19 protein-coding genes and 2 tRNA genes are annotated in these 25,728 nt (G+C 45.6%); 16 read left to right on the forward strand and 5 right to left on the reverse strand.

The window, feature by feature from the left end; translation table 11 throughout:
• Positions 1 to 136 precede the first annotated feature (136 nt).
• The 10 genes from ybgC to FLM48_RS08815 all read left to right on the forward strand — a co-directional run bounded on the left by ybgC (position 137) and on the right by FLM48_RS08815 (position 7,468).
• Positions 137 to 535, forward strand: a complete 399-nt coding sequence (ybgC, locus tag FLM48_RS08770) for a tol-pal system-associated acyl-CoA thioesterase (RefSeq protein WP_028774800.1) — start codon at positions 137 to 139, stop codon at positions 533 to 535.
• Complete coding sequence (gene tolQ, locus FLM48_RS08775) at positions 525 to 1,214, forward strand: protein TolQ (protein ID WP_028774801.1); 690 nt, start codon at positions 525 to 527, stop codon at positions 1,212 to 1,214. The genes ybgC and tolQ overlap by 11 nt, the downstream gene beginning before the upstream one ends.
• The gene (tolR, locus tag FLM48_RS08780) at positions 1,214 to 1,648 is read left to right on the forward strand and encodes a protein TolR (RefSeq protein ID WP_028774802.1); all 435 of its coding nucleotides are present in this window, start codon (positions 1,214 to 1,216) and stop codon (positions 1,646 to 1,648) included. Before tolQ ends, tolR begins: the two co-directional genes overlap by 1 nt.
• A 3-nt stretch (positions 1,649 to 1,651) precedes the next feature.
• Positions 1,652 to 2,590: a cell envelope integrity protein TolA gene (tolA, locus tag FLM48_RS08785; RefSeq protein WP_179024383.1), complete on the forward strand. Its 939-nt coding sequence runs from the start codon at positions 1,652 to 1,654 to the stop codon at positions 2,588 to 2,590.
• Between the two features lie 9 nt (positions 2,591 to 2,599).
• Positions 2,600 to 3,928 carry a Tol-Pal system beta propeller repeat protein TolB gene (gene tolB, locus FLM48_RS08790; protein WP_179024384.1) on the forward strand — a complete coding sequence of 443 codons (1,329 nt, stop codon included), beginning with the start codon at positions 2,600 to 2,602 and terminating at the stop codon, positions 3,926 to 3,928.
• A gap of 38 nt (positions 3,929 to 3,966) precedes the next feature.
• Entirely contained in the window at positions 3,967 to 4,518 is a 552-nt protein-coding gene (pal, locus tag FLM48_RS08795) for a peptidoglycan-associated lipoprotein Pal (protein ID WP_028774805.1), read from the forward strand.
• Between the two features lie 22 nt (positions 4,519 to 4,540).
• Positions 4,541 to 5,278, forward strand: a complete 738-nt coding sequence (ybgF, locus tag FLM48_RS08800) for a tol-pal system protein YbgF (protein WP_179024385.1) — start codon at positions 4,541 to 4,543, stop codon at positions 5,276 to 5,278.
• Between the two features lie 162 nt (positions 5,279 to 5,440).
• A tRNA-Lys gene (locus FLM48_RS08805) sits at positions 5,441 to 5,516 on the forward strand.
• Positions 5,517 to 5,552: 36 nt separating this feature from the next.
• Positions 5,553 to 5,628 (forward strand) — tRNA-Lys (locus FLM48_RS08810).
• A 685-nt stretch (positions 5,629 to 6,313) separates the two neighbouring features.
• On the forward strand, positions 6,314 to 7,468 hold the full coding sequence (locus tag FLM48_RS08815) for a DcaP family trimeric outer membrane transporter (protein ID WP_179024386.1): 1,155 nt from the start codon (positions 6,314 to 6,316) through the stop codon (positions 7,466 to 7,468).
• A gap of 59 nt (positions 7,469 to 7,527) precedes the next feature.
• On the opposite strand, the gene FLM48_RS08820 is transcribed toward FLM48_RS08815, so the two are convergent.
• The 3 genes from FLM48_RS08820 to acs form a co-directional block, all read right to left on the reverse strand.
• Complete coding sequence (locus tag FLM48_RS08820; protein WP_028774650.1) at positions 7,528 to 7,785, reverse strand: GrxA family glutaredoxin; 258 nt, start codon at positions 7,783 to 7,785, stop codon at positions 7,528 to 7,530.
• Positions 7,786 to 7,852: 67 nt separating this feature from the next.
• The gene (locus tag FLM48_RS08825; RefSeq protein ID WP_179024387.1) at positions 7,853 to 9,592 is read right to left on the reverse strand and encodes a DEAD/DEAH box helicase; all 1,740 of its coding nucleotides are present in this window, start codon (positions 9,590 to 9,592) and stop codon (positions 7,853 to 7,855) included.
• Positions 9,593 to 9,739: 147 nt separating this feature from the next.
• Positions 9,740 to 11,692, reverse strand: a complete 1,953-nt coding sequence (gene acs, locus FLM48_RS08830; protein ID WP_179024388.1) for an acetate--CoA ligase — start codon at positions 11,690 to 11,692, stop codon at positions 9,740 to 9,742.
• Between the two features lie 179 nt (positions 11,693 to 11,871).
• Between acs and FLM48_RS08835 the strand changes: the two genes are divergently transcribed.
• Entirely contained in the window at positions 11,872 to 15,306 is a 3,435-nt protein-coding gene (locus FLM48_RS08835; RefSeq protein ID WP_179024389.1) for a PAS domain-containing hybrid sensor histidine kinase/response regulator, read from the forward strand.
• Between the two features lie 13 nt (positions 15,307 to 15,319).
• The gene (locus tag FLM48_RS08840) at positions 15,320 to 15,931 is read left to right on the forward strand and encodes a fumarylacetoacetate hydrolase family protein (RefSeq protein ID WP_179024390.1); all 612 of its coding nucleotides are present in this window, start codon (positions 15,320 to 15,322) and stop codon (positions 15,929 to 15,931) included.
• A gap of 32 nt (positions 15,932 to 15,963) precedes the next feature.
• On the opposite strand, the gene FLM48_RS08845 is transcribed toward FLM48_RS08840, so the two are convergent.
• A complete protein-coding gene (locus tag FLM48_RS08845; RefSeq protein WP_179026317.1) occupies positions 15,964 to 16,833 on the reverse strand; it encodes a LysR substrate-binding domain-containing protein in 870 nt (289 codons plus the stop codon).
• 152 nt (positions 16,834 to 16,985) lie between these two features.
• On the opposite strand from FLM48_RS08845, the gene FLM48_RS08850 reads away from it, so the two are divergent.
• Positions 16,986 to 18,110, forward strand: coding sequence for an S-(hydroxymethyl)glutathione dehydrogenase/class III alcohol dehydrogenase (locus tag FLM48_RS08850; protein WP_179024391.1), 1,125 nt, complete (start codon positions 16,986 to 16,988; stop codon positions 18,108 to 18,110).
• A 43-nt stretch (positions 18,111 to 18,153) separates the two neighbouring features.
• Positions 18,154 to 18,990, forward strand: coding sequence for an S-formylglutathione hydrolase (gene fghA / locus FLM48_RS08855; RefSeq protein ID WP_179024392.1), 837 nt, complete (start codon positions 18,154 to 18,156; stop codon positions 18,988 to 18,990).
• A gap of 50 nt (positions 18,991 to 19,040) precedes the next feature.
• On the opposite strand, the gene FLM48_RS08860 is transcribed toward fghA, so the two are convergent.
• Positions 19,041 to 19,697 carry a response regulator transcription factor gene (locus tag FLM48_RS08860; RefSeq protein ID WP_028774658.1) on the reverse strand — a complete coding sequence of 219 codons (657 nt, stop codon included), beginning with the start codon at positions 19,695 to 19,697 and terminating at the stop codon, positions 19,041 to 19,043.
• Between the two features lie 1,069 nt (positions 19,698 to 20,766).
• Here FLM48_RS08860 and FLM48_RS08865 point away from each other — a divergent pair.
• Positions 20,767 to 24,144, forward strand: a complete 3,378-nt coding sequence (locus FLM48_RS08865; protein ID WP_179024393.1) for a chitinase C-terminal domain-containing protein — start codon at positions 20,767 to 20,769, stop codon at positions 24,142 to 24,144.
• Between the two features lie 82 nt (positions 24,145 to 24,226).
• Complete coding sequence (locus FLM48_RS08870) at positions 24,227 to 25,687, forward strand: lytic polysaccharide monooxygenase (protein WP_179024394.1); 1,461 nt, start codon at positions 24,227 to 24,229, stop codon at positions 25,685 to 25,687.
• The last annotated feature ends 41 nt before the right edge of the window (positions 25,688 to 25,728 follow it).

Genomic DNA, 25,728 nt, shown 5'->3' on the forward strand with positions numbered 1-25,728 from the left:
GCAGCATTTGCTGCTCTTTTTTATTAACAAAATTTTATGAATATAGTGATCCTAAGGAGCTGAGAAGCATTCACAATTGCTAGCGGTCTAGGTATAGTAGGCCTCAATTTCTTCATTATTATTGGTATTCAACTCTATGTTTCAATGGCCCATCTCGGTCTACTACGAAGATACGGATGCTGGTGGTGTGGTCTATCACTCCAATTACCTCAAGTTTTTCGAACGTGCACGCACAGAATGGTTAAGAGATATCGGTGTTAAGCAGACAGCCTTATTAGCTGACGATATTGCCTTTGTGGTTAAGCATGCAGAGTTAGATTTTAAGGTGGCAGCCAAATTTGAGCAGAACCTTTTAGTCCGTACCGAGGTCATAGAGTTAAAGAAGGCATCATTAACCTTTAAGCAACAGCTAGTTGATGATCAAGGCCTTGTTTATTGTGAAGGAAAAATCTTAGTTGCGTGTATAGCTCTATCGCGAATGCGGCCTAGAGCCATTCCCCAAAATATAGTGCAGGAGTTTAATCGTGGAAGCTGACATTTCGTTTATCGGGCTTTTTTTACAGGCCAGTCTTTTAGTTAAGTTAGTGATGCTCACTTTACTTGGCTTGTCAGTGGTGTCATGGGCGGTCATTTTACAACGCAGAAAGCTAATTAAGACCGCAAGAGAGAATGCACTTAAGTTTGAAGACAAATTTTGGTCAGGGGTTGATCTAAATAAACTCTATAAAGAACTGTCGGCAAGACAGGACAGCAACACTGGCTTAGAAGCGATGTTTCACTCTGGCTTTAAAGAGTATGCGCGCTTAAGTAAGCTCAATGGCCGAGTGCCTGATGCCGTTATGGATGGCAGTTACCGTGCAATGCGGGTGTCATTGTCCCGTGAGATGGAAAAGTTAGAGACTCACTTACCGTTATTGGCCACCATAGGTTCTACCAGTCCTTATATTGGTCTGTTTGGTACGGTATGGGGGATTATGAACTCTTTTATCGCTTTAGGCGCGGTGGAAAATGCCACTTTAGCCATGGTTGCGCCAGGTATCGCTGAGGCATTGATTGCGACTGCGATGGGATTATTTGCTGCGATTCCAGCGGTGATTGCTTACAACCGTTTTTCAACTCAAGTTGAAAAGGTTGAAATGTCGTATGCCAATTTTATGGAAGAGTTCTCTAGTATTTTACATCGTCAGGCCTATAGCGAAAGGGAACAAGGCTAATGCAGCAAGGTTATCAGCGAAAACGCCGCCGGCCAGTTGCTGAGATCAACGTGGTACCGTATATCGATGTTATGCTGGTACTGTTGATTATCTTTATGGTAACCGCGCCGATTGTCACTCAAGGTGTAAAAGTCGACCTACCGCAAGGTGAGGCTGAGGCATTGCCTGCGGACAGTAAACCCCCTGTGGTGGCATCTATTGATGCCGAGGGTGATTACTATCTAGATGTCGGCAGTAGTAGTGCCCGTGAAACTCTGGATTTAGAAGAGATAGCCATTAGAGTCGGCGCCATTATCCAACTAGAGCCAGAGCGTCCGGTAGTCGTTAAAGCTGACCGCGCCATAGCCTACGAGCGAGTGATCCAATTGATGGTGACTTTGCAAGGTGCTGGGGTGCCTTCGGTTGGACTTATGACGGATTCGCCTGAGGAGTAACGGGTGTCGAGTAATTCAAGTTTTACGATTCCATTAGGTATTTCAGCAGGCGTACACATAGGTGCGATAGTGATCCTTGCCTTAGGTGTGGATTTTTCTAGCGAACCAATGCCCACGCCGCAAGCAAGCAGTGCGCCGGCGGTGCAGGCTGTCGTGGTTGATCAACAAAAAGTCGCGCAGCATGTTGAACGCTTAAAGCAGCAAAAGCTTGAGCAACAACGCAAAGAAAAAGCACGTCAAGATGAGCTCGACCGACAAGCACGTGAAGCGACGCAGGCAAGAGAGCGTGAACAGCAGCGGATTAAAAAGCTAGAGCAAGAACGCAAGCAAAAAGAGATTGAAACCAAAAACGCTGCAGCAGCGGCTAAAGCGGCCAAACTCAGAGAGCACGAAGAGAAGCAAAAAGCCGCAGCAGCTGAAGCCGCCCGTAAACAAAAAGAAGCTGAAAAGAAAGCCGCAGAAGAGGCCGCAGCTAAAGCCGCCGAAAAGCGTAAACGTGAAGAGGAGGCGGCGAGAAAAGCGGAACAAGAACGTAAGCGTAAAGCGGAAGAAGAGCGAAAACGCAAAGCTGAAGAACAAGCTCGCCGTGAACAAGAGCAAATGATGCAAGATGCTTTAGCGGCAGAGCAAGCAGCGCTGTCTCAGACTCGCAATAAACAGGTGATGAGTGAGGTACAACGCTATACCAGCATGATTCGAGCGACTATTCAGCGTAATCTAGTCGTGGATGAGTCGATGCGCGGTAAAAGTTGCCGAGTCAATATTCGCCTAGCGCAAGATGGCTTTGTGACTGGTAGCCAAGTGATCTCTGGTGATAGTGTCGTGTGCCGAGCGACTAAGGCTGCGATAAACAAAGCCGGGCGCTTGCCAGTATCGAGCGAAGCGGACGTTTATAACAAACTCAAAGAAATCAATTTAACCGTTCAACCGGAATTTAATTAGAGGAGTCCCATGAAAACATTGGGTAAGTGGTTCATTGTTGCGCTAATGCTGGTTACAGCACCGGTTAAGGCTGCGTTAGATATTGTGATTACCGAAGGTGTAGACGCTGCAAGGCCTATCGCGGTGATTCCGTTTGTTTGGCAGGGTACTGGGCCCGTACCGTCACAAATTTCTGATGTCGTAATGTCAGATTTAACTCGTAGTGGCACGTTTAAGCCTGTTGAAGAACTCGGATTGCCACAGCGTGATATTAGCAGTGTTGATCAGTTTAGAGCTAGTCAGTGGTCAAGCATTGCAGCTGAAGCTGTGGTGATGGGCTCGGTTAAGCCCTATGGTCCAGATCAGTATTTGGTTAACTTTGATTTGGTGGACCTAGTTAAAGCACAGATGCAATCAGGCTCTGGCCCTAGCAGTGCATCAGAGTATTTAATCGATAGCCGCGAAACCGTCATTACTGCTGCGCAGTTTAGACAATATGGTCATCGTATTAGTGATATTGTTTATGAAAAACTGACTGGTATTCGTGGCGCCTTTTTAACGCGAATCGCTTATGTGGTGGTTAATCACGGCGATAAATCTCCCTATAAATTGATGATTGCTGATTACGATGGTTACAACGAGCAAATGTTACTGCGCTCGCCAGAGCCTTTAATGTCGCCATCTTGGTCACCTGATGGACGTAAACTGGCTTATGTGAGCTTTGAAAATAAAAAAGCGGAAATTTTTGTTCAAGATATCTATACCCAATCTCGAAGCAAAATAACCAGTTTCTCTGGCATTAATGGTGCACCGACTTTCTCGCCAGATGGTAAAAAGTTGGCGGTTACACTATCTAAAGATGGTCAACCGGAAGTTTATGTTGTCGATATTGCGACCAAAGCGCTTAAACGGGTGACAAACCATTACGCTATCGATACTGAGGCCTCGTGGGCACCGGATGGTCAATCACTTATTTTCACTTCTGAGCGCGGTGGTAGACCTCAGATATATCAGGTGGCATTGGCTTCAGGTAAGATTTCGCGATTAACCTTTGAGGGTGAGTGGAATTTAGGTGGCTCTATTGCCCCTGATGGTCGTAGTATGGTGTTTGTAAATCGTACCAACGGTAAGTTTAATATTGCACGTATGGATTTGGAAACCCGCTTTATGCAGGTACTGACATCCACACGTTTAGATGAATCGCCAAGTATTGCGCCTAACGGTACCATGGTTATTTACGGCACGACGTACAACGGAAAGCAAGTATTAGCGGCAGTTTCTATGGACGGACGATTTAAAGCGCGACTGCCTGCAGGTCAAGGTGAGATCAAATCTCCAGCTTGGTCACCTTTTTTATAATTAAATAGATAACTTACAAAAATACTGAGGATTTTAACATGGATCTCAAAAAGCTGTTTAAAGCTATGGCTGTTGCACTACCTATCATGGCTATTAGTGCATGTAGCTCAACTTCTGATACCGAAACCGATGCGTCTAGCTCGACTTCAGGAAGTGGCAGTGAACAAACATCTGGTGGTTCAGTTGGCACAGGTGTCGAAACCGGTGGTGTTGCACCTATTTTAACGCCAGCTGAGCAACAACGGATCAAGAACCAAGAATTACGTAAAGAACATATTATCTATTTCGATTTTGATCGTAGCTCAGTATCTGCCCAGTTCTCAGAAGTGCTTAATGCCCATGGTGAATACTTGGTCGAGCATCCGAATGTTCGCGTTATGATTGAAGGCCATGCCGATGAGCGTGGTACACCAGAATACAATATCGCCCTTGGCGAACGTCGTGCAAAAGCGGTATCTAAGTACTTGCAAGGCATGGGTGTATTACCAAGCCAGATGAGCATTGTTAGCTACGGTGAAGAGAAGCCACTTGATATTAGCCGCACAGATGATGGTTTTGCTAAAAACCGTCGTGCAGTTCTAGTTTACTAATTCTTTCTATTTAGGATTAATTATGAAGAAAGCCGTACTGACAGCGGTAATGATCTTTTGTTCGGGGTCTGTGTTTGCAGCTCCGGCTCCTGTTGAAGACATTGCTGGTGGATCTTATGATGATCGAGTTGAACGTTTAGAGCGTATGCTTAAGGCGCGTCAGCAAGTTGATTTTCAAACTCAGCAGCGATTAGACACCTTGCAACAAGAGGTGCTTGATTTACGCGGGTTGAATGAACAGCAAGCCTATCAAATTGAGCAAATGTTGCAGCGTCAACGTCAATTGTACGATGAGATAGCTAACTTATCGTCTAATCAAGGTTCAAGTGCTGTTGCTGCGGTAACTTCTACAACGAGTACGAGTCAAGCTGCTACTAGTTCTAGTTTAGGTGAAACCGCAAGCTATGAGCAGGCGGTGAACTTAGTACTGAAAGAGCGCAAGTATGATGAAGCGATTCCTGCCTTCAGTAATTTCATTAAAAGCTACCCAGATTCGACTTATGCTGCTAATGCAAACTACTGGTTGGGTCAGTTGCTCTATAATAAGGGAGACTTCTCTGAAGCGACTACTGCATTTAGTACCGTTGTTGATCAATATAAAGATTCGAATAAACGCGGTGACAGTTTAGTCAAACTGGGGATGATCGCTGAAAAAACAGCTGATGTGCCAGGTGCTAAGGGCTTTTACCAGCGAGTGGTTAAAGAGTACCCGGCTAGCGCTGCTGCGCGAATCGCGAAGCAGCAGTTGGCTGCTCTGTAACCGCTATTCAACTAAAAAACATACTCTTAGATTGTTTTTCATGCAAATGACAAAAAATGGGGAATTTGGGGTTGCATGAGAAGATGAAAAAGGTATTATAGGCGCCCTCAGAGCGGCAGAGTCGCCTGAGGGACTAAATAGAGTCTATTTAGTGGCAGTAATGGGTCGTTAGCTCAGTCGGTAGAGCAGTTGGCTTTTAACCAATTGGTCGAAGGTTCGAATCCTTCACGACCCACCACTTTTTCTAGAGTGGTTAAATAACTAGAAACCAGATGGGTCGTTAGCTCAGTCGGTAGAGCAGTTGGCTTTTAACCAATTGGTCGAAGGTTCGAATCCTTCACGACCCACCACTTTCCTTGCGGTAGCATTTTCCCTTTCTTTAAATCCTAAGTCGTTAGCTCAGTCGCTTTAAACCGCGTTAGCCAGTTGGTTTTAATTGGTCATTTGTTTTAGGTTCGAATCCTTCACGACCCACCACTTTCCTTGCGGTAGCATTTTCTCTTTCTTTAAGTCCTAAGTCGTTAGCTCAGTCGCTTTAAACTGCAATAGCCAGTTGGTTTTAATTGGTCATTTGTTTTAAGTTCGAATCCTTCACGACCCACCACTTTCCTTGCGGTAGCATTTTCCCTTTCTTTAAGTGCTAAGTCGTTAGCTCAGTCGCTTTAAACCGCGTTAGCCAGTTGGTTTTAATTGGTCATTTGTTTTTGGTTCGAATCCTTCATGACCCACCACTTTTCCTGCGTTACCATTTCCTATTATCTAGATCTTAAATTCTAAGTCGTTAGCTCAGTCGCTTTAAACCGCATTAGCCAGTTGGTTGTAATTGGTCATTTGTTTTAGGTTCGAACCGCAAGTTTTGGAATTTCATTACTATTAATCTTGCGGGTGTTGTCAGTGAAGTTCGCTGCTCACCATAGCAAAAACTTTAGATTAAACTGTTATACCTTTGTCTCATAGACGTTTTGCTAATGTTGTTTGCTTGTTAACTCGGTCATATTAATTTCGATAATAAAATAAATGACGAGGGAGAGGTTAATGAACAACTACAAGGCAAGTGCTATAGCAATGGCAACGCTGATGGGTTTGGGAACAAGCGCCCAAGCTGCAGAAACAGATTTTACCTTTGGCGGGTATGTCAAAACAGACGTGATGTTTAGTGATTATTCCAATGGTGCACCGGACTCTGGTTCACTGTCTCGCCAATTCTATGTGCCAGGCACAATATACGGGACTCCAGGAAATGGCGAGCAGGTAGTTGATTTTCAAGCTCGAGAGTCGCGTTTTAATTTTAAAACCGTATCAGATTTTGATGGCCATAAGCTAACCGGTTTTATTGAACTCGATTTTATGACCCATACCGACGGTAATGAGCGTGTATCGAACAGCTATTCACCGCGTATTCGTCACGCTTTTGTGAGTTATGATAACTGGACAGTGGGTCAAACTTGGACCACTTTCCAAAATCCAGGTGCACTGCCTGAAAACTTAGATTTTGTTGGTGCTGCTGAAGGTACACCTTTTGTCCGCCAAGCAATGATCCGATATACCAATGGTGGTTTTCAGTTTGCGATAGAAAATCCAGAAACAACGGTTAATACTCCGCTTGATGAAGAAGGTGGCACAGGTCGCTTGGTCAGTGGAGCAGGTATGGTACCTGACTTTGTCGCCCGCTATAACTTCAAGACCGAGGGCGGCGCTAAGTTTACGGTTGCGGGCCTAGCTCGTCAGCTTAATGTTGAGAAGAGTGGCTATGATTCACAAACCATGGGGTACGGTGTGAGCTTCACCGGTGTTATTCCTGTAGGAGATGATGACATTAAGTTATCAGCGACTGCGGGTGATGGTATGGGGCGTTATATGGCGCTTAACTACGCCAATGCGGGTGTGCTTGATGCTGATGGTGACATTAAAACCATTAGCTCTTACGGCGGCTTTGTCTCTTATCGCCATTGGTGGAACGATAAGTGGCGCTCAAGCTTCACATTATCAGCGTTTACAGCTGACAATGACGAAAGTTTAACTGGTGGTAGTGTCAACAAAGAGTCTTATTCTGGTTATATCAACTTACTTTATTCACCCATTAAACCAATGACCATTGGTGCAGAATATATGTATGCGGAAAACACCAAGCAAGACGGATATAAAGGCGAGCTAAATCGTCTAATGTTTTCAGTAAAGTATGTACTGTAGATAGTAGCGATAAAAAAAGGAGGCATATTGCCTCCTTTTTTGTTGTTTAAGCGTGGGGATTACAACAAGTTGTTGTCACGTACGTATTGTTCAAACTCAGTGCAACCGCCAACATGTTCTTTATCAACAAAGATTTGCGGCACAGTTTCAACTGGCTTGCCGACAGTCTTTTCTAGATCTGCTTTACTGATCCCTTCGGCATGAATATCAACATACTTAAACTTAAAGTCGTCGCGTGCCTCAACAAGCTGTTCTGATAATTGCACTGCTCTAACACAGTATGGGCAGCCTGGACGGCCAAAGATCACAACAAACATTATGTAACTCCTGAAAAAAGTGTTCGAGTCTTTATACCATAGGGATAGCTAGAATGCATATTCCGTTTTAAAGAAACTTATGCTCGGTTTGAAAACGGCCTTTATAGTCGAAAAATCGCTCAACTAAATCCCAGCCTTTGGTGGTTTTTTTTAGTAGTAGCATGTCGGGTTTTCGAAAATTGTTAGCACAATTCACAGCATCTGTTGCGGTGTTAATGGGGGGATGTTTAACACCGGGAGTTTTGGTGTGTGACATGACAAATACCGCATAAAAAGCCCGTCGCTGCGCGGCGGTTTCAAATCGATAGCGATCAGTGAAATCGTTACCATCAAAATCGATGTATTTTACCGTTAAACGTTCATTCTCAACCTGCAAGAGCATATCTTGGCATTTAAACAGATGATGGTGGCGTTGCTGTAATACCTCTTTTAAACGTTTGTCAGCGTCTATAATAGTGGCATCACATGCATGACAGACTTTAGCGGCAATATCGTTAAGTTCACCGCAGCTTGGGCAGGGTTTTGCACGAAAGCGAAAGTCACATTGTATCGATGTGCCTTGGGTTTCAATCAGCCCCTGACAGCGCCTACCATAATGCTCAACAATATCCCCGTCATCATCAACAATGCCCCAGAAGATATTGGCGAATTGACAGCTAGGACAGGGCACTTGTACCGGTACGCTTTTAGTATTGGGCTTGAGTTGGCCAACTTCAGGGTAGAAAAGATCAAAACCGTTGGCGGCATAGTCGATCACCAAACAGTCGTGTTTATCGGTATCAACCCTCAGCCCTCGGCCCACCATTTGCTGAAACAGGCTGACCGATGCCGTTGGTCTTAAAATAGCGATAAGATCAACGTGGGGGGCATCAAACCCGGTGGTAAGCACTGCAACGTTAACTAAATACTTGAGCTGTTTAGCTTTAAACTGATTGATGATGGCGTCTCTATCATCGTGACTTGTCGTTGCCGTAATCAGTCCGGCTTGTGGGCTATCAAGTACAGACATGACTTCTTGTGCATGACGTACTGTGGCGGCAAAAATGATGATGCCCTGTTTTTGCTGGCCAAGTTCGATGATTTGCTCAACAATCGCCACGGTTGCTCGGCCACTATGACTGAGTAGATCATTGATTTGCTTTTCGGGGTAGTGGCCTGAATCCGAGACCGGAATTTGACTAAAGTCATACTGGGCTGACAAACCATCGTACATTTTCGGTTGGCTAAGAAAGCCACGCTTTATCAGTGGCCGCATGGGCAACTCATAGATGCATTTCTCAAATACTGGGGAATCAGTGTTCCCCACTTTACCGTGATAATGATGTCGAAAAATCCAGCCTGTTTCTAAACGGTAGGGGGTAGCAGTTAGGCCTAGTAGTCGTATTTTCGGGTTGACCTGCTTAAGATGCTGGAGCAATTGTTGATACTGACTGTCCTTATCTTGGGAGACCCGATGACATTCATCGATGATAACCAGCGAATAAGGTTGATCAAATCGCAGTGGCTGTTTCACTGCAGACTGAATGCTGGCAACAATAGTCTTTTCTTGGGTTGATTTTTGCTTTAAGCCTGCAGAGTAGATACCCGCTTTATCTGTTAATAAGCCGATTTTCTCGGCGTTTTGCTCAACGAGTTCTTTGACATGGGTCAGGACTAGCACTCTGCCTTTGGCTATACGCGCAAGTTCGGCAATCACAATACTCTTGCCTGCTCCCGTGGGGAGAACCAAGACCGCAGAATCCGTCGATTGTTTGAAATGTGCGATGGCGGCGTCAACCGCATGTTGTTGATAATCTCTTAACTGCAAAAGGGAATTAACTACCTGCTTAATGTTGCATGGCAGAATATCAAGGCTAGCACTGCAGTGCTACGCTTTAGGTAAATAAACTCCGTATTAACAACACAAAAAAGCCCCTCTAAAAAGAGGGGCGTTGGGCGGGAGAGTCCAAAAGTGTTATTCAGTGCGGTTTAGACGAGTCTCAATCAAGGTGTCAATCACTGCTGGATCTGCCAAGGTTGAAGAATCACCTAAGTTCGTCACTTCATTTGCAGCAATCTTACGCAGGAAGCGGCGCATGATCTTGCCTGAGCGAGTCTTAGGTAGTCCGCCAGCCCACTGGATAAGATCCGGTGTTGCTAGTGCACCAATTTCTTTTCTCACCCACTGTCTGAGTGATTGGCGTAGCTCTTCTGATTCCGCGGTGCCTTTGGTTAACGTGACATAGGCGTAGATACCTTGGCCCTTAATGTCATGTGGATAGCCTACTACAGCAGCCTCTGCTACTAATTCATGAGAAACCAGTGCGCTTTCAACTTCTGCTGTACCTAGGCGGTGTCCTGATACGTTGATGACATCATCAACGCGACCTGTGATCCAGTAGTAACCATCTTCGTCACGTTTGGCTCCGTCACCGGTAAAGTACATACCGCGGAAGGTTTTAAAGTAGGTTAGTGCAAAGCGTTCGTGGTCGCCATAAACGGTACGCATTTGGCCTGGCCATGAATCTAGCATGACTAAGTTACCTTCTGCAGCGCCGTCAATGATGTTGCCCATGTTATCGACCAATGCTGGTTGGACACCAAAGAAAGGTCGCGTAGCTGAACCTGGTTTAGTGTCAGTCGCGCCTGGCAGAGGACTAATTAAGATACCGCCAGTTTCGGTCTGCCACCAAGTATCAACAATGGGACATTGCTCATGACCAATAACGTCATTGTACCAACGCCACGCTTCTGGGTTAATTGGCTCACCAACCGATCCCATAATGCGTAACGAGCTACCATCAAAATCAGCAAATTGCTCTTTACCTTCTGCCATTAGGGCACGGATCAGTGTTGGTGCCGTATAGAGAATATTGACATTGTGACGGTCAATCATCTCGCCTAAACGAGACGGAGTCGGATAGTTAGGTACCCCTTCATGGATCAAGATTGTGGCGCCATTAGCTAACGGGCCGTAAACCATGTAGGAGTGACCAGTGATCCAACCCACATCGGCGGTACACCAATACACTTCACCATCTTTGTAATCAAATACATATTCGTGCGTCATTGAGGCGTAAACCATGTAACCACCAGTGGTGTGCAACACACCTTTAGGGTTACCGGTTGAACCTGAGGTATAAAGTAAAAATAGTGGATCTTCAGCGCCCATCTCTTCTGGGATGCAGTGCTCTGATGCTGTGTTCATCAGCGCGTCCCACTTGATGTCGCGTCCTTCAACCCAATTGACATCACCGCCAGTGCGTTCAAATACAATCACTTTCTCAACACAGGTCACATCAGGGTGAGAAAGCGCCTCATCGATATTGGCTTTTAGCGGAATGATACGGCCACCACGGACACCTTCATCAGCCGTGATCACCACTTTAGAGTTACCGTCAATCACACGAGACGCAATAGAATCTGGCGAGAATCCACCAAACACCACTGAATGAACTGCACCAATGCGCGCACAGGCCAACATAACAACGGCAGCCTCTGGCACCATTGGCATATACACTGTCACTACGTCACCGCGACGAACACCTTGGCTTCGCAGGGCGTTGGCAAATTTACAGACGTCAGCATGTAGCTCACCATAAGTGAGGGTGCGTTGGTCAGCGGCGTCGTCACCTTCCCAGATAATGGCAGGCTTATCGGCTTTCTCGGCTAGATGGCGATCAAGGCAGTTGGCTGAAGCATTGAGGGTGCCATCATAAAACCAGTTGATAGAAAGATTGTGGTCATCGAAAGAAGTTTTCTTTACTTTGGTAAATGGCTTAATCCAATCAATGCGCTGGCCATGTTCTCTCCAAAATCCATCAGGGTTAACTATCGACTCCTGATACATCTTTTTATACTGTTCTTCATTAATATGTGCATTTGCTGCGATGTCGCTTGGTACTTTATAGAGAGACTGCGTGCTCATCGGGGCTTCCCTTTGTTGCTAAATGTGCGTAGGACGAGTATGGCTGTGATGGGGTATTAAGCTCTATTAGACCTTGGTCTATAAATAAAATGTCCTTTATTTTTAGCTGGTTGTGAAATAATGGCAACTAGATTTAGGGCTTAAATTAGCGCAAAATAGAATAAAAAAGAGCTTGAGTGATGAATTTGACAATATTTGTGGGCGTAATTGCCATTTTGTACGTGTCGTTGCTGTTCCTGATTGCGTGGGGAGCAGAGCGCTGGTTTGGCAAAATTTCCAAAAAAATTCAAGTTGCTGTGTATGGCTTAAGTCTGGCGGTTTACTGTTCATCATGGAGCTTTTTAGGCACTGTTGGTCAATCGGCTCAAGATTTGTGGTCCTTTTTACCGATTTTTATTGGTCCTATTCTGATTTTTGTTTTTGGATTTGGGCTGCTGCGCAAAATGGTGCTGGTGTCGAAAGCACAAAATATCACCTCTGTGGCCGACTTTATTGCGGCGCGTTATGGTAAATCACAACTGATTGCCGCTATTGTCACCCTTATCGCCTTGTTTGGCATCATGCCCTATATCGCATTGCAGCTCAAAGCGATGGTGTTTAGCCTCAATTTATTTCAACCGGAAGATGCCCCTTACGACGGTGCACGGGTGTCGTTGATTATTACCGCACTGCTGGCCATGTTTGCCATTTTATTTGGCACACGAAAGCTCGATGCCACTGAACACAACCCTGGCATGATGTTGGCGATTGCGTTTGAATCATTGGTTAAGTTAGCAGCATTCTTGCTTGTGGGTATCGTGATCAGTTTTGGCTTTTTTGATGGTTTTGGCGATATTTGGGATAAGGCTGCCGCACGGGATCTTATCGTTAACCCTGAAATCCGTATCGAATCATTAATGCCACAACTGTTAGTCGGTATTGCGGCATTTCTTTGTATGCCACGGCAATTCCACGTGATGATGGTGGAGTGTAATGAAGAAAAAACGCTATTAAAGGCCCGTTGGCTATTTCCATTATATTTATTGCTATTTGGGCTGTTTGTTGCGCCGCTCGCGTTAGCTGGCAAGATAGTGCTCGGTGATAGTGTCGCAGCTGATACCTATGTGATTAATCTTCCCTTAGCGTTAGATCAACCCTTGCTCGCCGTGATTGCGCTACTAGGGACACTATCAGCGGCCACCGGTATGGTGATTGTGGCGGTGGTGACAATCAGTGTCATGGTAAGTAACGAGTGGTTTGTGCCGCTAATGTTGCGTTCGGGCAAAATTCGTCAAAAGAACTTTAGCCAGTTTTCCCAGTTTTTGCTTAATGCGCGGCGATTATCAATTGTGGTGATTTTAGGCTTTGGCTATTTCAGTTACCTCACTTTCATTGACAGTGACTCTTTATCCGCACTCGGTATGTTGTCTTTTGGTGCCTTTGCCCAGTTAGCGCCTGCACTCATTGGCGGTATGTATTGGAAACATGGTAACCGAGGCGGTGTTTACCTTGGGCTGATTGTTGGCTTTGGATTGTGGTGCTATATATTGATGCAAGGTGCTAATGGCGGTGCCGGATTGCTTGGACAAGATATTCCATTGCTTGAGTCTATCAACCCCAATACCCGTGATATTTTAACGGCGCTGATAGCGAACTTAGGTTGCTATATTCTGGGCTCTATGTGGTATCGCGCCGGCGTATCAGAGCGCATTCAAGCTAGCGCCTTTGTCACTCCAGGCGATTTGAAAACCGGCTCAGTGCGCAAGGCATCGCCAGTGTCGCAACAAGACTTACTCATTCTAGCTAGCCGCTTTGTTAGTCCAACTCGTGCCTATGAGAGTTTTTCTCGTTTTTCAGAAGAAGCGGTCCGCAGTGATAGCTGGCATAAAGTTGCATCCCCAGAGCTCATTGCCCATACAGAGCATATGCTGGCCGGGGTATTAGGCGGGTCGAGTGCGTCGCTGGTAATGGACTCGGTACTGCAGGGGCGGGATTTAGCCCTTGATGAAGTGTTTAGCTTGGTTGATGAAGCCTCCTCGAAAATCATTTTAAGCCAAGATATGCTTCGTGGGGCGATTGAGCACGCCTATGAAGGTATGAGTGTGGTTGATAAAGATCTCAACCTCGTCGCGTGGAATTACAAGTACGCTGAGCTCTATGCTTATCCGGAAGATTTTTTACAAGCAGGCATGCCGATTGCGGATGTGGTTCGCTTTAACGCTGAGCGTGGCTACTGCGGTGAGGGTAACGTTGATGAGCAGGTAGCCAAGCGAGTACAGCACATGCGAAATGGTACCGCCCATGTGTCTGAGCGGGAACGTCGTGACGGCAAGGTGATTAAAATTCAAGGAAACCCGATGCCCAGTGGTGGCTTTGTGATGACCTTTACCGATATTACCCAATACCGAGAACAAGCTAAGGCGTTGCAGGAAGTCAATGAAACACTGGAAGCGCGGGTTAAAGAGCGTACCTATGAGCTGGCAATGCTTAACAGTCAGTTACTAGAAGCCAAAGCCCAAGAAGAGATGGCTAATGCATCAAAAAGTAAGTTCTTGGCTGCGGTCGGCCATGATCTGATGCAACCACTTAATGCTGCGCGATTGTTCACCGCATCCTTGGCTCAGTATCCCAATTTAGACCAAGAGGGTAAGACGACTCTGTCTCATGTGAATAGCTCGCTTAAAATTGCCGGCGAGTTACTTACCGATCTGTTGGATATTTCTAAACTCGACTCAGGCATGGTAGAGGTTAATCGTCGCGATTTTCGAGTGAGTGAATTACTCAATGGTCTTGCCGTGGAATTTGAGGCTATGGCTAAAGACTATAAAATCGATTTTTCGATGGTCGCCTGCCATGCGACCATCAATTCCGATATGAGTCTGCTACGCCGCGTATTACAAAACTTCCTTACTAATGCTTACCGGTATGCAAAAGGCAATCGCGTGCTGTTGGGTTGTCGTCACCGCCAAGGTGCTATTGAAATTCAGGTTCTTGATACTGGTTGTGGTATTGATGACAATGAAGTGGCTGATATTTTTCGAGAGTTTAAACGCTTAGATAATCCAGAAAGTAAAAATGTCAGTGGTTTGGGGCTCGGGCTTGCGATTGCAGACAGAATAGGGCGCGTCCTTGAACACCCCATTCAAGTGCGCTCGGTACTAGGTCGCGGCTCAGTATTTTCAATCACGGTGCCAATTGGCGACAAGGTTCAAGAAAGCACACCTCAACCTTCTGCTAAAGCAATACAGCCATTGGCAGGAGTGAAGGTGCTGTGTATCGACAACGAAGAAGCTATTCTGGCGGGGTTAGAGAGCCTATTGAGCCGCTGGCAATGCGATGTTATTTGCGCTAGTGATTTGGCTGATGCTCGAATCAAGTTGGGCTTAAAAGGTGTCGCGCCGGATATCGTCTTAGCAGATTATCACCTTGATGATGGCCAAAACGGCCTAGATGCAATGGAGAATATCCGCGCACTCTATGGTGGCCATTTACCGGGAATTTTAATCACTGCCAACACCCGCAAAGATTTGATTGATGATGTGCAAAGCAAGGGTTACCACTACATGGCAAAAATGGTCAAACCGGCCGCACTGCGGGCACTAATATCAAGCTTGGTAAGTAATAAAACTAATTAAATAGGATAAACCGTTGAAGACTGTATTGTGGCAAGGGGAGCAAATTGCGCCCAGTAAAATAGTGTGTGTTGGCCGAAATTATGTAGAACATATTCAAGAGCTTAATAATGAAGTGCCTGAAGAGATGGTGCTGTTTTGCAAACCCAATTCGGCCATTTGCAATGACCTAATTGCTCACCGCGGCGAGGCTATTCACTATGAGCTAGAGCTTTGTTTATTATTTGATGGTGAGCGATTTTGCGCTGTAGGTGTTGGGTTCGATTTAACCAAAAGAGCGCAGCAAAGCCGATTAAAACAGCAAGGTTTACCATGGGAAAGAGCAAAGGCTTTCGACGGCTCAGCGGTTTTTAGTGAGTTTGTTAGTGTTGATGCGATAGACGATAGCTTAGTGTTTGCGCTAGAAGTTGACGGTCAAGCGCGGCAACGTGGCAATATTGAGTTAATGATCTCAGCGCCTGGAAAGATTCTCAGCGAGATACAGTCTTTTATGACGCTGCAAGCGGGTGATATTGTGATGACAGGTACACCCAAAGGTGTGGGAGCCTTGGTTGCTGGTAGTCGTTATCAAGCTTGCTTACATCAACACCATAGACTGCTGTGTGAACTGGATTTAACTGCCCAATAGTGAGTCGTAATAGGTTTACATTTTATCTGAGTTTACGGCAGTTGCTCTGCTAAAAAGCCAATAAGCGTTTTCACTTTAGGCGACAAGTGACGGTTTTCAGGGTACATGGCCCACACGCCCTCTAACGGTTCTTGATACTGAGAGAGTATTGGAACTAAATCGCCTGTCGCTATGTCATGTTCAATGTAGTAATTAGGTAACTGCGCAATACCCAAGCCTTTGATGGCTGCATCACGCAGGCCGTGACCAGTGTTGCAACGCAGATTACCGTTGACCTTAATATGCCTAATTTGCTTGTTTTCGATAAAGCGCCAGTAATCATGGTTGCCTATAAGGCAGTTATGGTTACTCAGCTCTGATAGGGTATGTGGTTGTCCATATTGGGTTAAGTAAGCCGGTGATGCACACACGTAGTTAGTTCTTTGGCTTATGCGCTTAGCAATAAATGACGAGTCAGCTAGCTTACCTATTCGTATCGCGAGATCCATACCTTCTTCAATTAAATTTATCTGGGTATTAGTCAGCTGAATATTGACCTCTACATTGGGATAGCGCAGTAAAAAGTCGTTGACCAATGGCAGGATGTATTTCTCGCCATAGGCAACAGGTGCCGTGAGTTTGATTAATCCTTGTGGTGAATGTTTTAAGCTACTCAGCGCGCGTTCTGCGTCTTCAAGGCCGTTAAGTACTTGGCGGCAATGGCGATAGTAAATAGCGCCTTCTTCTGTTAACGACACCCGCCGTGTGGTGCGGTAGAACAGTTGGGTATCTAACCGCTGCTCTAAACGACTTATCTGCCGACTGATCTGAGCAGTTGATAACAACAAACGTTGGCCGGCTTTAGTAAAGCTTTCGGTTTCTGCGACCGCCACGAACTCGCTGACTCCATCCCAAATCATGATTGTTACCATACAGTAAAAATGAATTTCAATAATGCTAGATTATCATTGCTGAAGAAACAAATACAATGATGGCATCTGAGCTAGCCGATGAGCATTAGCATGGCTATGCTAAATAACACACGCAAAAATGACACTATATGGAGTGACAGGAAATGTCTGACAAGTTTATCAAGTCAAAAGCGGCAATTGCATGGGGACCAGGGCAGAAGTTATCGGTTGAAGAAGTCGATGTTATGTTGCCTCGTGCCGGTGAAGTCTTAGTCAAGGTTGTGGCTTCTGGTGTATGTCATACCGACGCGTTTACGCTATCGGGTGATGATCCTGAAGGAGTATTTCCAGCGATTTTAGGCCATGAAGGTGGCGGGATTGTCGAAATGGTCGGCGAGGGTGTGACCAGTGTGAGTGTTGGTGACCATGTCATTCCACTGTATACGCCTGAATGTGGTGAATGTAAGTTCTGTCTGTCTGGTAAAACAAATTTATGCCAGAAAATCCGTGAGACTCAAGGTAAAGGTTTAATGCCTGATGGTACGACGCGCTTTTACAAAGATGGTGAGCCAATTTTCCATTATATGGGCTGCTCAACGTTCTCTGAGTACACCGTACTGCCTGAAATCTCACTTGCTAAAGTCAACCCTAAGGCACCGTTGGAAGAAGTCTGTTTGTTAGGTTGTGGTGTGACCACTGGTATGGGCGCAGTCCTCAACACGGCAAAAGTTGAACAAGGTGCTAGTGTCGCCATATTTGGCTTAGGTGGTATTGGACTGTCAGCGATTATTGGTGCCACTATGGCTGGTGCGGGCCGTATTATCGCTATTGATATCAACGAAAGTAAGTTTGAACTTGCCCGTAAACTAGGCGCCACCGATTGCATTAACCCTAAAGACTATGACAAGCCGATTCAGGAAGTCATTGTCGAGTTGACCGATGGCGGCGTAGATTACTCGTTTGAGTGTATTGGTAACGTCGACATTATGCGCTCTGCACTTGAATGCTGCCATAAGGGCTGGGGTGAGTCAGTTGTTATTGGTGTGGCGGGAGCTGGACAAGAAATCTCTACCAGACCGTTTCAATTAGTTACAGGGCGTGTGTGGCGTGGTTCTGCATTTGGTGGCGTAAAAGGGCGTTCTGAGTTACCTGAAATTGTCGAAAGATACTTAGGTGGCGAGTTTAAACTGGATGACTTTATCACTCACACTATGTCGCTGGAAAAGATTAACGAAGCCTTTGATTTAATGCATGAAGGTAAGAGTATTCGCTCTGTCATTCACTTTTAATGATTAACGGGTTGGGCCATGGCCCAACCCGTGAGGAACAATCATGAGTTTAGAAAATATCAGTGCGAATAAAGTGTTTGCTGGTTGGCATAAGCAGTACTCCCATGAGGCGGTATCGACGCAATGCTCGATGCGCTTCGCAATTTATTTGCCGCCACAGGCTGCTGATAGCAAAGTGCCAGTGCTATATTGGTTATCGGGTTTAACCTGTAGCGATGAGAACTTCATGCAAAAAGCAGGGGCTCATCGCATTGCTGCAGAGCTCGGTATCGCCATTGTTGCACCAGATACTTCACCGCGAGGTGAAGGGGTTGCAGACGACCCTGACGGTCAATATGATCTTGGCTTAGGGGCAGGATTTTATGTTAATGCGACTCAAACTCCTTGGGCGCAGCATTATCAGATGTACGACTATATTGTTGATGAGCTGCCAAAGTTAATTGAAGCCAATTTTCCAGTGACTAGTCAAAAAGCGATTGCCGGTCATTCAATGGGCGGCCATGGTGCGTTGATGATAGCCTTGAGAAATGCGGACAAGTACAGTTCTGCTTCGGCTTTTAGCCCAATAGTGAATCCAAGCCAAGTGCCTTGGGGTGAAAAAGCCTTTAGTCATTATTTGGGTAAGAACCGCGATGATTGGGCTCGATACGATAGCTGTGAATTAATGAAATCTAGCAAGCAGCCGGTGCCTATGTTAGTCGACCAAGGTGAGGCTGATAGCTTTCTAGAGCAGCAACTGACGCCACAGCGCTTAACCCAAGTTGCTGAGGAAGTGGGCTATCCACTGACTTTGCGGATGCAGCCTGGATATGACCATAGCTATTATTTCATTGCCAGCTTTATAGAGTCTCATTTACGCTTCCATCATCAACACTTTTAAACAAAAAAACCGAGCTAAGCTCGGTTTTTTTTGATTAGTTGACTCCAAAGCTATATATCGACTTTTTCCATTTCTAGCTGCTGCAGGGCAATCACAGCTTGGGTGCGATTGCGCACGCCCAACTTTCTAAATATTGCGGTAGCGTGGGCTTTAATGGTTGCCTCTGATACCCCTAAATCGTAGGCGATTTGCTTATTAAGCAAGCCTTCTGCAAACATCTGTAAAACGCGATATTGTTGCGGGGTTAAGTCAGCCAATTTACTGGCCATTTGGTCGGTACCGTCTTCCACAATTTCTTGCAGCTCAATATTCTCAGGTAGCCATACATCGCCATATAGGACAGCGGTTAATGCCGAAGCTAAGGTTTCCATCGACGCAGATTTAGGTATAAAGCCAGCGCTGCCATAATGGACTGCACGGCTAATCGTCATCGCGTCTTCATGGGCTGAAATAACAATAACTGGCAAATCAGGGTAGTGAGTACGCAAATGAATCAGCGTTGAGTACCCGTGTGAGCCCGGCATTTGCAGATCGAGCAATACCAAATCAAAGGGAATTTCTTTGTCTAATAGCGACTGCAATGCCTCAGCGCTATCAGCTTCATACCATTGCGTACTTGCAAAAGTAGAAGTGAGGGCTTGTCTGAGAGCATTTCTAAACAGTGGGTGATCATCTGCGATCAGGATATTTAAATTTTCTAGCTTCATGGCTTTTTTTGATTATGTTCGTTGCACGTGAAGGTTACCTCAATGTAACAGAGATTAGCCCACGAATCCTATTGCTTTGTCGTTATAAATGACAAAAACATGAACATTAACCCGCTTTATTAGACTTATGTCTAATGATAAATGTCTGTCTTGAGTGGCAAAGATTCGCTAGGCAGACAGCTTAGTGTTGTGGGGCGCTAATTCTGTACATCCGTGTGTGCAACCTTTGACTGAAAACAACGATATAAATCAGTGTAAAAGAGCAGAACGATACCGCAGGTATAATGGTTATTATAACTGTGACTACTTGATTGTTATCTGAATTATTTTTAGAGCAGAATAATTTCAATGCAATGACTCGTTGTTTTATAAAAAAGTTAAAACTTAAAGTGTTGAGCAAGGCTCTAAATCTTAGCGTGATGTTTTTATATGGGTTTTTATATGGGTTCTTATATGGGATTTTATATGACTTTTCACAAGACTAGAGCTTGCAGGTATCTATTTTTGTATTGTGTTTTTATATTTTTAGGGTGCCACCTTAAGCTTGAGGAAAGGCCGTTGGATAATTTTTTTATGCAGTAAGATATAATTTAATGCTTAGGGTTTTATAAGCTTATATAGCTAATATTATCCACTTGGTTACGTTAGTTGTTGTATTAATTGTATTTTTGTGTTTTTCATTGTTAGATTTTTCATTGTTAGTTGTAATGTTTGGTTTTTATCGCTTAGTTTCCTTGCCTCCTAGTTAGAACATGATGTCACTTGGTGTGCTTATTATGTGTTTGTTCTTGATTTTAGCTTTTTTATAATTGTGCGTGGCATTTGATATTTAAAAGGTTTATATATTTATAATGACAGCTTAGAGTGCTTGCTGTTGGGTTGGTTTTATCGTTTGATGTTGTTTTGTTATAAATTTAAAATATTTGGTTATAATAAAAAACTAAACAAAAGTGATTAAGTTGTGTAGATTTATCTAACCGATGAGGTAGCCTTTGTAGTTAAATTATAGAGTTTTGTTGTCTCCATATTTAGGTTTTCGGTAATCTAAAACTATAATAGGAATAACAAAATGAGTAACGATAGTAATAGGTTTATAACCCAACGGCGAACGCTTAGTTGGATGCTTAGTTCAGCTTTTATTTCCCTCGGATTTAGCTCTCATGCGCAAGCGGTCACTTGCGAAGGTATTGACGCTTGGGATGCCGATGCTGTTTATGCCACACCAACACAAGTTGTTCAGCAGCAGATGTTGTACCAAAATAAGTGGTGGACTACCAATGAGTCGCCAGCGACTTCGGGACAATGGGGGGCATGGGAGTATCTTGGAGATTGCGATTTAACGGGCAACTTGCCTCCCGACGTGGTGATTAATTCACCCGTTGCTGGTAGCGTTTACAGTTTTGGTGATACGGTCAATCTTGATGCTACGGTATCTGATAGCGATGGAAGCGTGGTCAGTGAGCAATGGTCAGTTAATGATACGGTGGTACAAACTCCGTGGGTTGCTGACATTCAAGGTAGCGTGACTGTCAGTATATTAGCAACAGACAATAAAGGCGCCACTACGCAGCAAACAGTGCAGATTGAGGTGCAAAACAGCAATAATTTACCGCCAGAAACAGCCATTATTTCACCCACAAATGACAGCGCTGTCAATTTGACTGAAATCGTGACCGTCATCGCGACTGCTAGCGACCCAGATCAAGGTGATACGGTGCAATCGGTGGAGTTGTTAGTTGATAATGTTGTCGTGGCGACCGATCTCAGCGCACCTTACGAGTTTGATTGGCAGGCGAGCGCCGTTGGCGCTCACTCACTGCGTACACGTGCTTATGACAGTGCTGGGGACAGCGCTGATTCTGCCGTAATCAATATTTTGGTTAATGCAGCAAATAGTGCTCCGGCGGTAAATTTAACTTCGCCAGTCAGCGGTTTTAATGTCGCGACTAATGCGGTCATCCCCCTCAGCGCTAGCGCGAGCGACAGTGATGGTGAGATAGTTTCGGTGAGCTTCTATGCTAATGGCGCCTTGGTCGGTACCGATACGAGTACACCTTTTACTTACGATTACATCGCTGCGACAGAAGGTGATTTAGTGATCACAGCCGAAGCAACCGATGATGTTGGTGCAAGCACACTATCGAGTGCGGTTATCGGCTATGTAGGTGAAATGCCGACTGATCACGAACAATGTCGCCCCGAAGGTTTACTTGGTCAGTCTGTTTATTGTGATGTTTACGATGAGCAGGGCCGAGAAAAAATGGGTGCAGATCATGTCCGCAGAGTCATTGGGTATTTCACTTCATGGCGAACCGGTACCAATGGCCAACCTAGCTATCTAGTTGACGATATACCCTGGGATAAAATTACCCATATTAATTATGCCTTTGCCCATGTTGATGCTAACAATAAGGTTTCAGTAGGTAACCCTAATAGTGCCACCAATCCGGCTACAGGCATGACTTGGGATGGCATTGCTGGTGCAGAAATGGACCCTGAGTTTGCCTATCAAGGTCATTTCAATTTATTGAGTAAATATAAAAAACTTTATCCGCAGGTGAAAACCCTTATCTCGATTGGTGGCTGGGCTGAAACCGGTGGTTACTTTGATGAAAGTGGTCAGCGTGTTGCCAGCGGTGGCTTCTACGAGATGACTAAAACTCAAGCTGGTATTGATACATTTGCTGACTCTGTGGTGGAGTTTCTTCGTACCTATGGGTTCGACGGTGCCGACATCGACTACGAGTATGCTACGTCCATGGCAAAGTCGGGTAACCCTGATGACTTTGCCATTGCAGATCCGCTCCGGGCTACGCTATTTAAGCAATACGATGTGTTGATGCAGACCTTGCGTAACAAGCTAGATGCAGCGGGTATTGCAGATGGTAAGCACTACATGTTAACTGTCGCGGCGCCAGCGTCGGGATATTTACTTCGTGGTATGGAAGCCTACCAAATGACGCGTTTTCTCGATTACGTCAACATCATGACCTATGACTTACACGGTGCGTGGAACGATTTTGTCGGACACAATTCACCTTTGTATGACACTGGTGAAGATGCCGAACTGGCGTTCTGGGATGTGTATTCTACGCCGCAATACGGCGGAATAGGCTACCTCAATACCGATTGGGCCTATCACTATTTCAGAGGCGCGCTGCCTGCTGGGCGAATCAACATTGGTATTCCGTACTACACTCGCGGCTGGCAGGGGGTGACTGGTGGAACTAATGGCTTGTGGGGTAAAGCGGCGTTACCTGATCAAACAACTTGCCCTGATGGTACCGGCGAGGGTGACAACAACTGCGGTTATGGGGCCCAAGGGATTGATAATCTTTGGCATGACAAAGATAAACTGGGTAATGAAATGTTCGCAGGTTCTAACCCTATGTGGCATGCGAAAAACCTAGAACAGGGCATTTTAGCCAGCTATCTGGCTGACTATGGTCTGGATCCTGCCACTAATCCAAATCACCAGTTAACCGGAAGCTATCAGCGACACTATGATGTGATTGCTGAAGCGGCTTGGCTGTGGAACCCCAGTAAGTCTGTTTACTTGTCTACCGAAGATGAGCAAGCCATGAATGCCAAAGTGCAATATGTGGTTGAGCAAGGGCTAGGTGGGGTGATGTTTTGGGAGTTGGCAGGGGATTTTGACTGGCATCCACAGCGAAACAATGGCCAAGGTGAGTACTTTATCGGCACCACGATGACCAGCATTGCGTACAATGCGTTCGCCTCAGCGAGTCCGTATGGGAATAGTGTCAGCGAACAAGCAATGCCAGCTCAGAGCCTTGATATGGCAGTGTCACTTAGTGGGTTTAAGGTGGGTGACAGTAATTATCCCATCACGCCCACTTTGACTATCACCAATAATAGTCAAACAACTATCCCCGGAGGCGCAGTTTTCGAGTTTGACATCGCAACGTCAACTTCCGCCGAGATAAGTGACCAATCTGGGTTAAATCTCACTGTGATAAGTGATGGCTCTAATGTGGCGGGCGGCAATGTTGGCGGTTTAGAGAAAAACTATCACCGTGTGCAAATGACATTACCAAGCTATCAGACTTTAGCGCCAGGACAAAGCTTTGGTGGTGTCATCAAGTATTACCTTCCGGTAAGTATGCCCGCCAACTTCACCGTCAGTTTTAACGGTACCAGCTATGGCTTTGGTCAAAGTGATAACTCAGTGCCCGGTGAATGTGAACTCGACCCGAGCCTGCCCCAATGCCAGCCGCCACTAACCGATCCTTGTTCGGCTGTGGGCATAGACGCTAGCACTATCCCTGCTTATCCCAACTTCCCACAAACTGACTGGCAAGGTAACCCGAGCCATGCCAATGGAGGCGATCGGGTGAAAGATGACACCTCAGTGTTTGAAGCGCTGTGGTGGACCAGCAGCGTGCCGGGAGGTAGTGACTGGAAGTTCGTTTGTAATATCGACTAATTGTCTAGCACACATAGGGCGCGCAGGCTGGTTTGCGCGCCATTACCTATACGCAGTTTAAACGCGTAATGGAGAGAATAGTATGTTAACTCGAAACATGTATACCTTAGGTCTGGTTTCTGCTGCACTAGTGAGCCAAACACTATTGGCAACCCTGGCCTATGGCCATGGTTTTATGCAATCGCCACAAGCGAGGCAGCAGTTTTGTGTAGAAGATGGTGGTTATTGGTGGCCAGATGACGGCAGTGCAATACCCAATCTAGCCTGTCGTCAGGCATTTTTAAAGTCAGGAACTAAGCAGTTTGTACAAAACCATGAGTTTTCAACGAACGTGGTTGATTATCACAATCAAGCGTCAGTTGAAGCTGCAGTACCCAACGGTCTGTTATGCGCTGGTGGTGATAGCGCCAAACAAGGAATGGATGAACCTTCACCTTTTTGGCAGCGCAGTCAGGTTACACCTGCTGCAAACGGTGATGTTGAAGTGGTGTTTGCCGCGCACACTCCCCATAACCCAAGTTACTGGGAGTTTTATTTGTCTAACGAAGGTTATGATGCCGCCACTCAGTCGCTGACTTGGGAGCAACTCACGTTAATTAGTGAATTGGGTAATGTAGCAGCTGAAACTGTCAATGGCATGAAAGTCTACAAAATGACCATCAATATACCGGCTCATCGCAGTGGTGATGCGACGCTGTATACACGCTGGCAACGAATCGATGAAGCTGGAGAAGGCTTTTATAACTGTAGTGATATCAATATCAATCAAGATGGCTTGCCGCCACAATGGGCAGATGTAGGTCAATACTTAGCTAATGGCATTGATGCGAATATTGGTGATGAAGTGTGGTTTAGGCTATTTGATGGTGCCGGCCAGGAATTGGTATTTGAAACTTTAGTTGTCGATACAGCAAATAGTGCCAATCAATTGTGGGCAGAACAATTGGCAGCACAAGTGGTACAAGGCCATAGTAGCAGTGTCCAGGTGGGCGTGGTCCAAGCCGATGGCACTATTTCTTATGCGGCAGATCGCAGTTTAAATCGTGTTTGGAGTTCAATTGCCAATGTAAGCTATCAAATGGATATTAAGTCCAGTGCTAATGCGCCTCAGGTGTCTTTGCTCAGTCCGGCCAGTGGCGATGTTTACACGGTAGGCGATACTGCATTGTTATCAGCACAAGCAACAGATAGCGATGGGCAAATCGTATCAGTGGATTTTAGTGTTGCCGGTAATATAGTCGCGCAGTTAAGTCAGCCGCCGTTCACAACGGAGGTCATACTGCAACAAGCTGGTACGGTAATTGTAAGCGCGTCTGCGACAGATAACAGTGGCCTGACATCTAACACAAGTGTCAGTATTGAGGTTAATGCGGCTCAAGGTGGATGCACTGCAGCGCCTTGGCAGACGGATACCATCTATGTTGCTGGCGATAGTGTGTCCTACCAAGGGCAAGTGTTCAGTGCTAAATGGTGGACACGAGCTGAAGTGCCAGATGCCGCAAATGAGTGGGGTGTGTGGCAGTTAGAAGGAACGTGTGAGTAACGTGATATAGTTAACAATGACTGTAAAAAAGGGCTTCATTA

Origin of the sequence: Shewanella sp. Scap07, from assembly GCF_013394145.1 — a bacterium.
Taxonomy (GTDB): Bacteria; Pseudomonadota; Gammaproteobacteria; order Enterobacterales; family Shewanellaceae; genus Shewanella; species Shewanella waksmanii.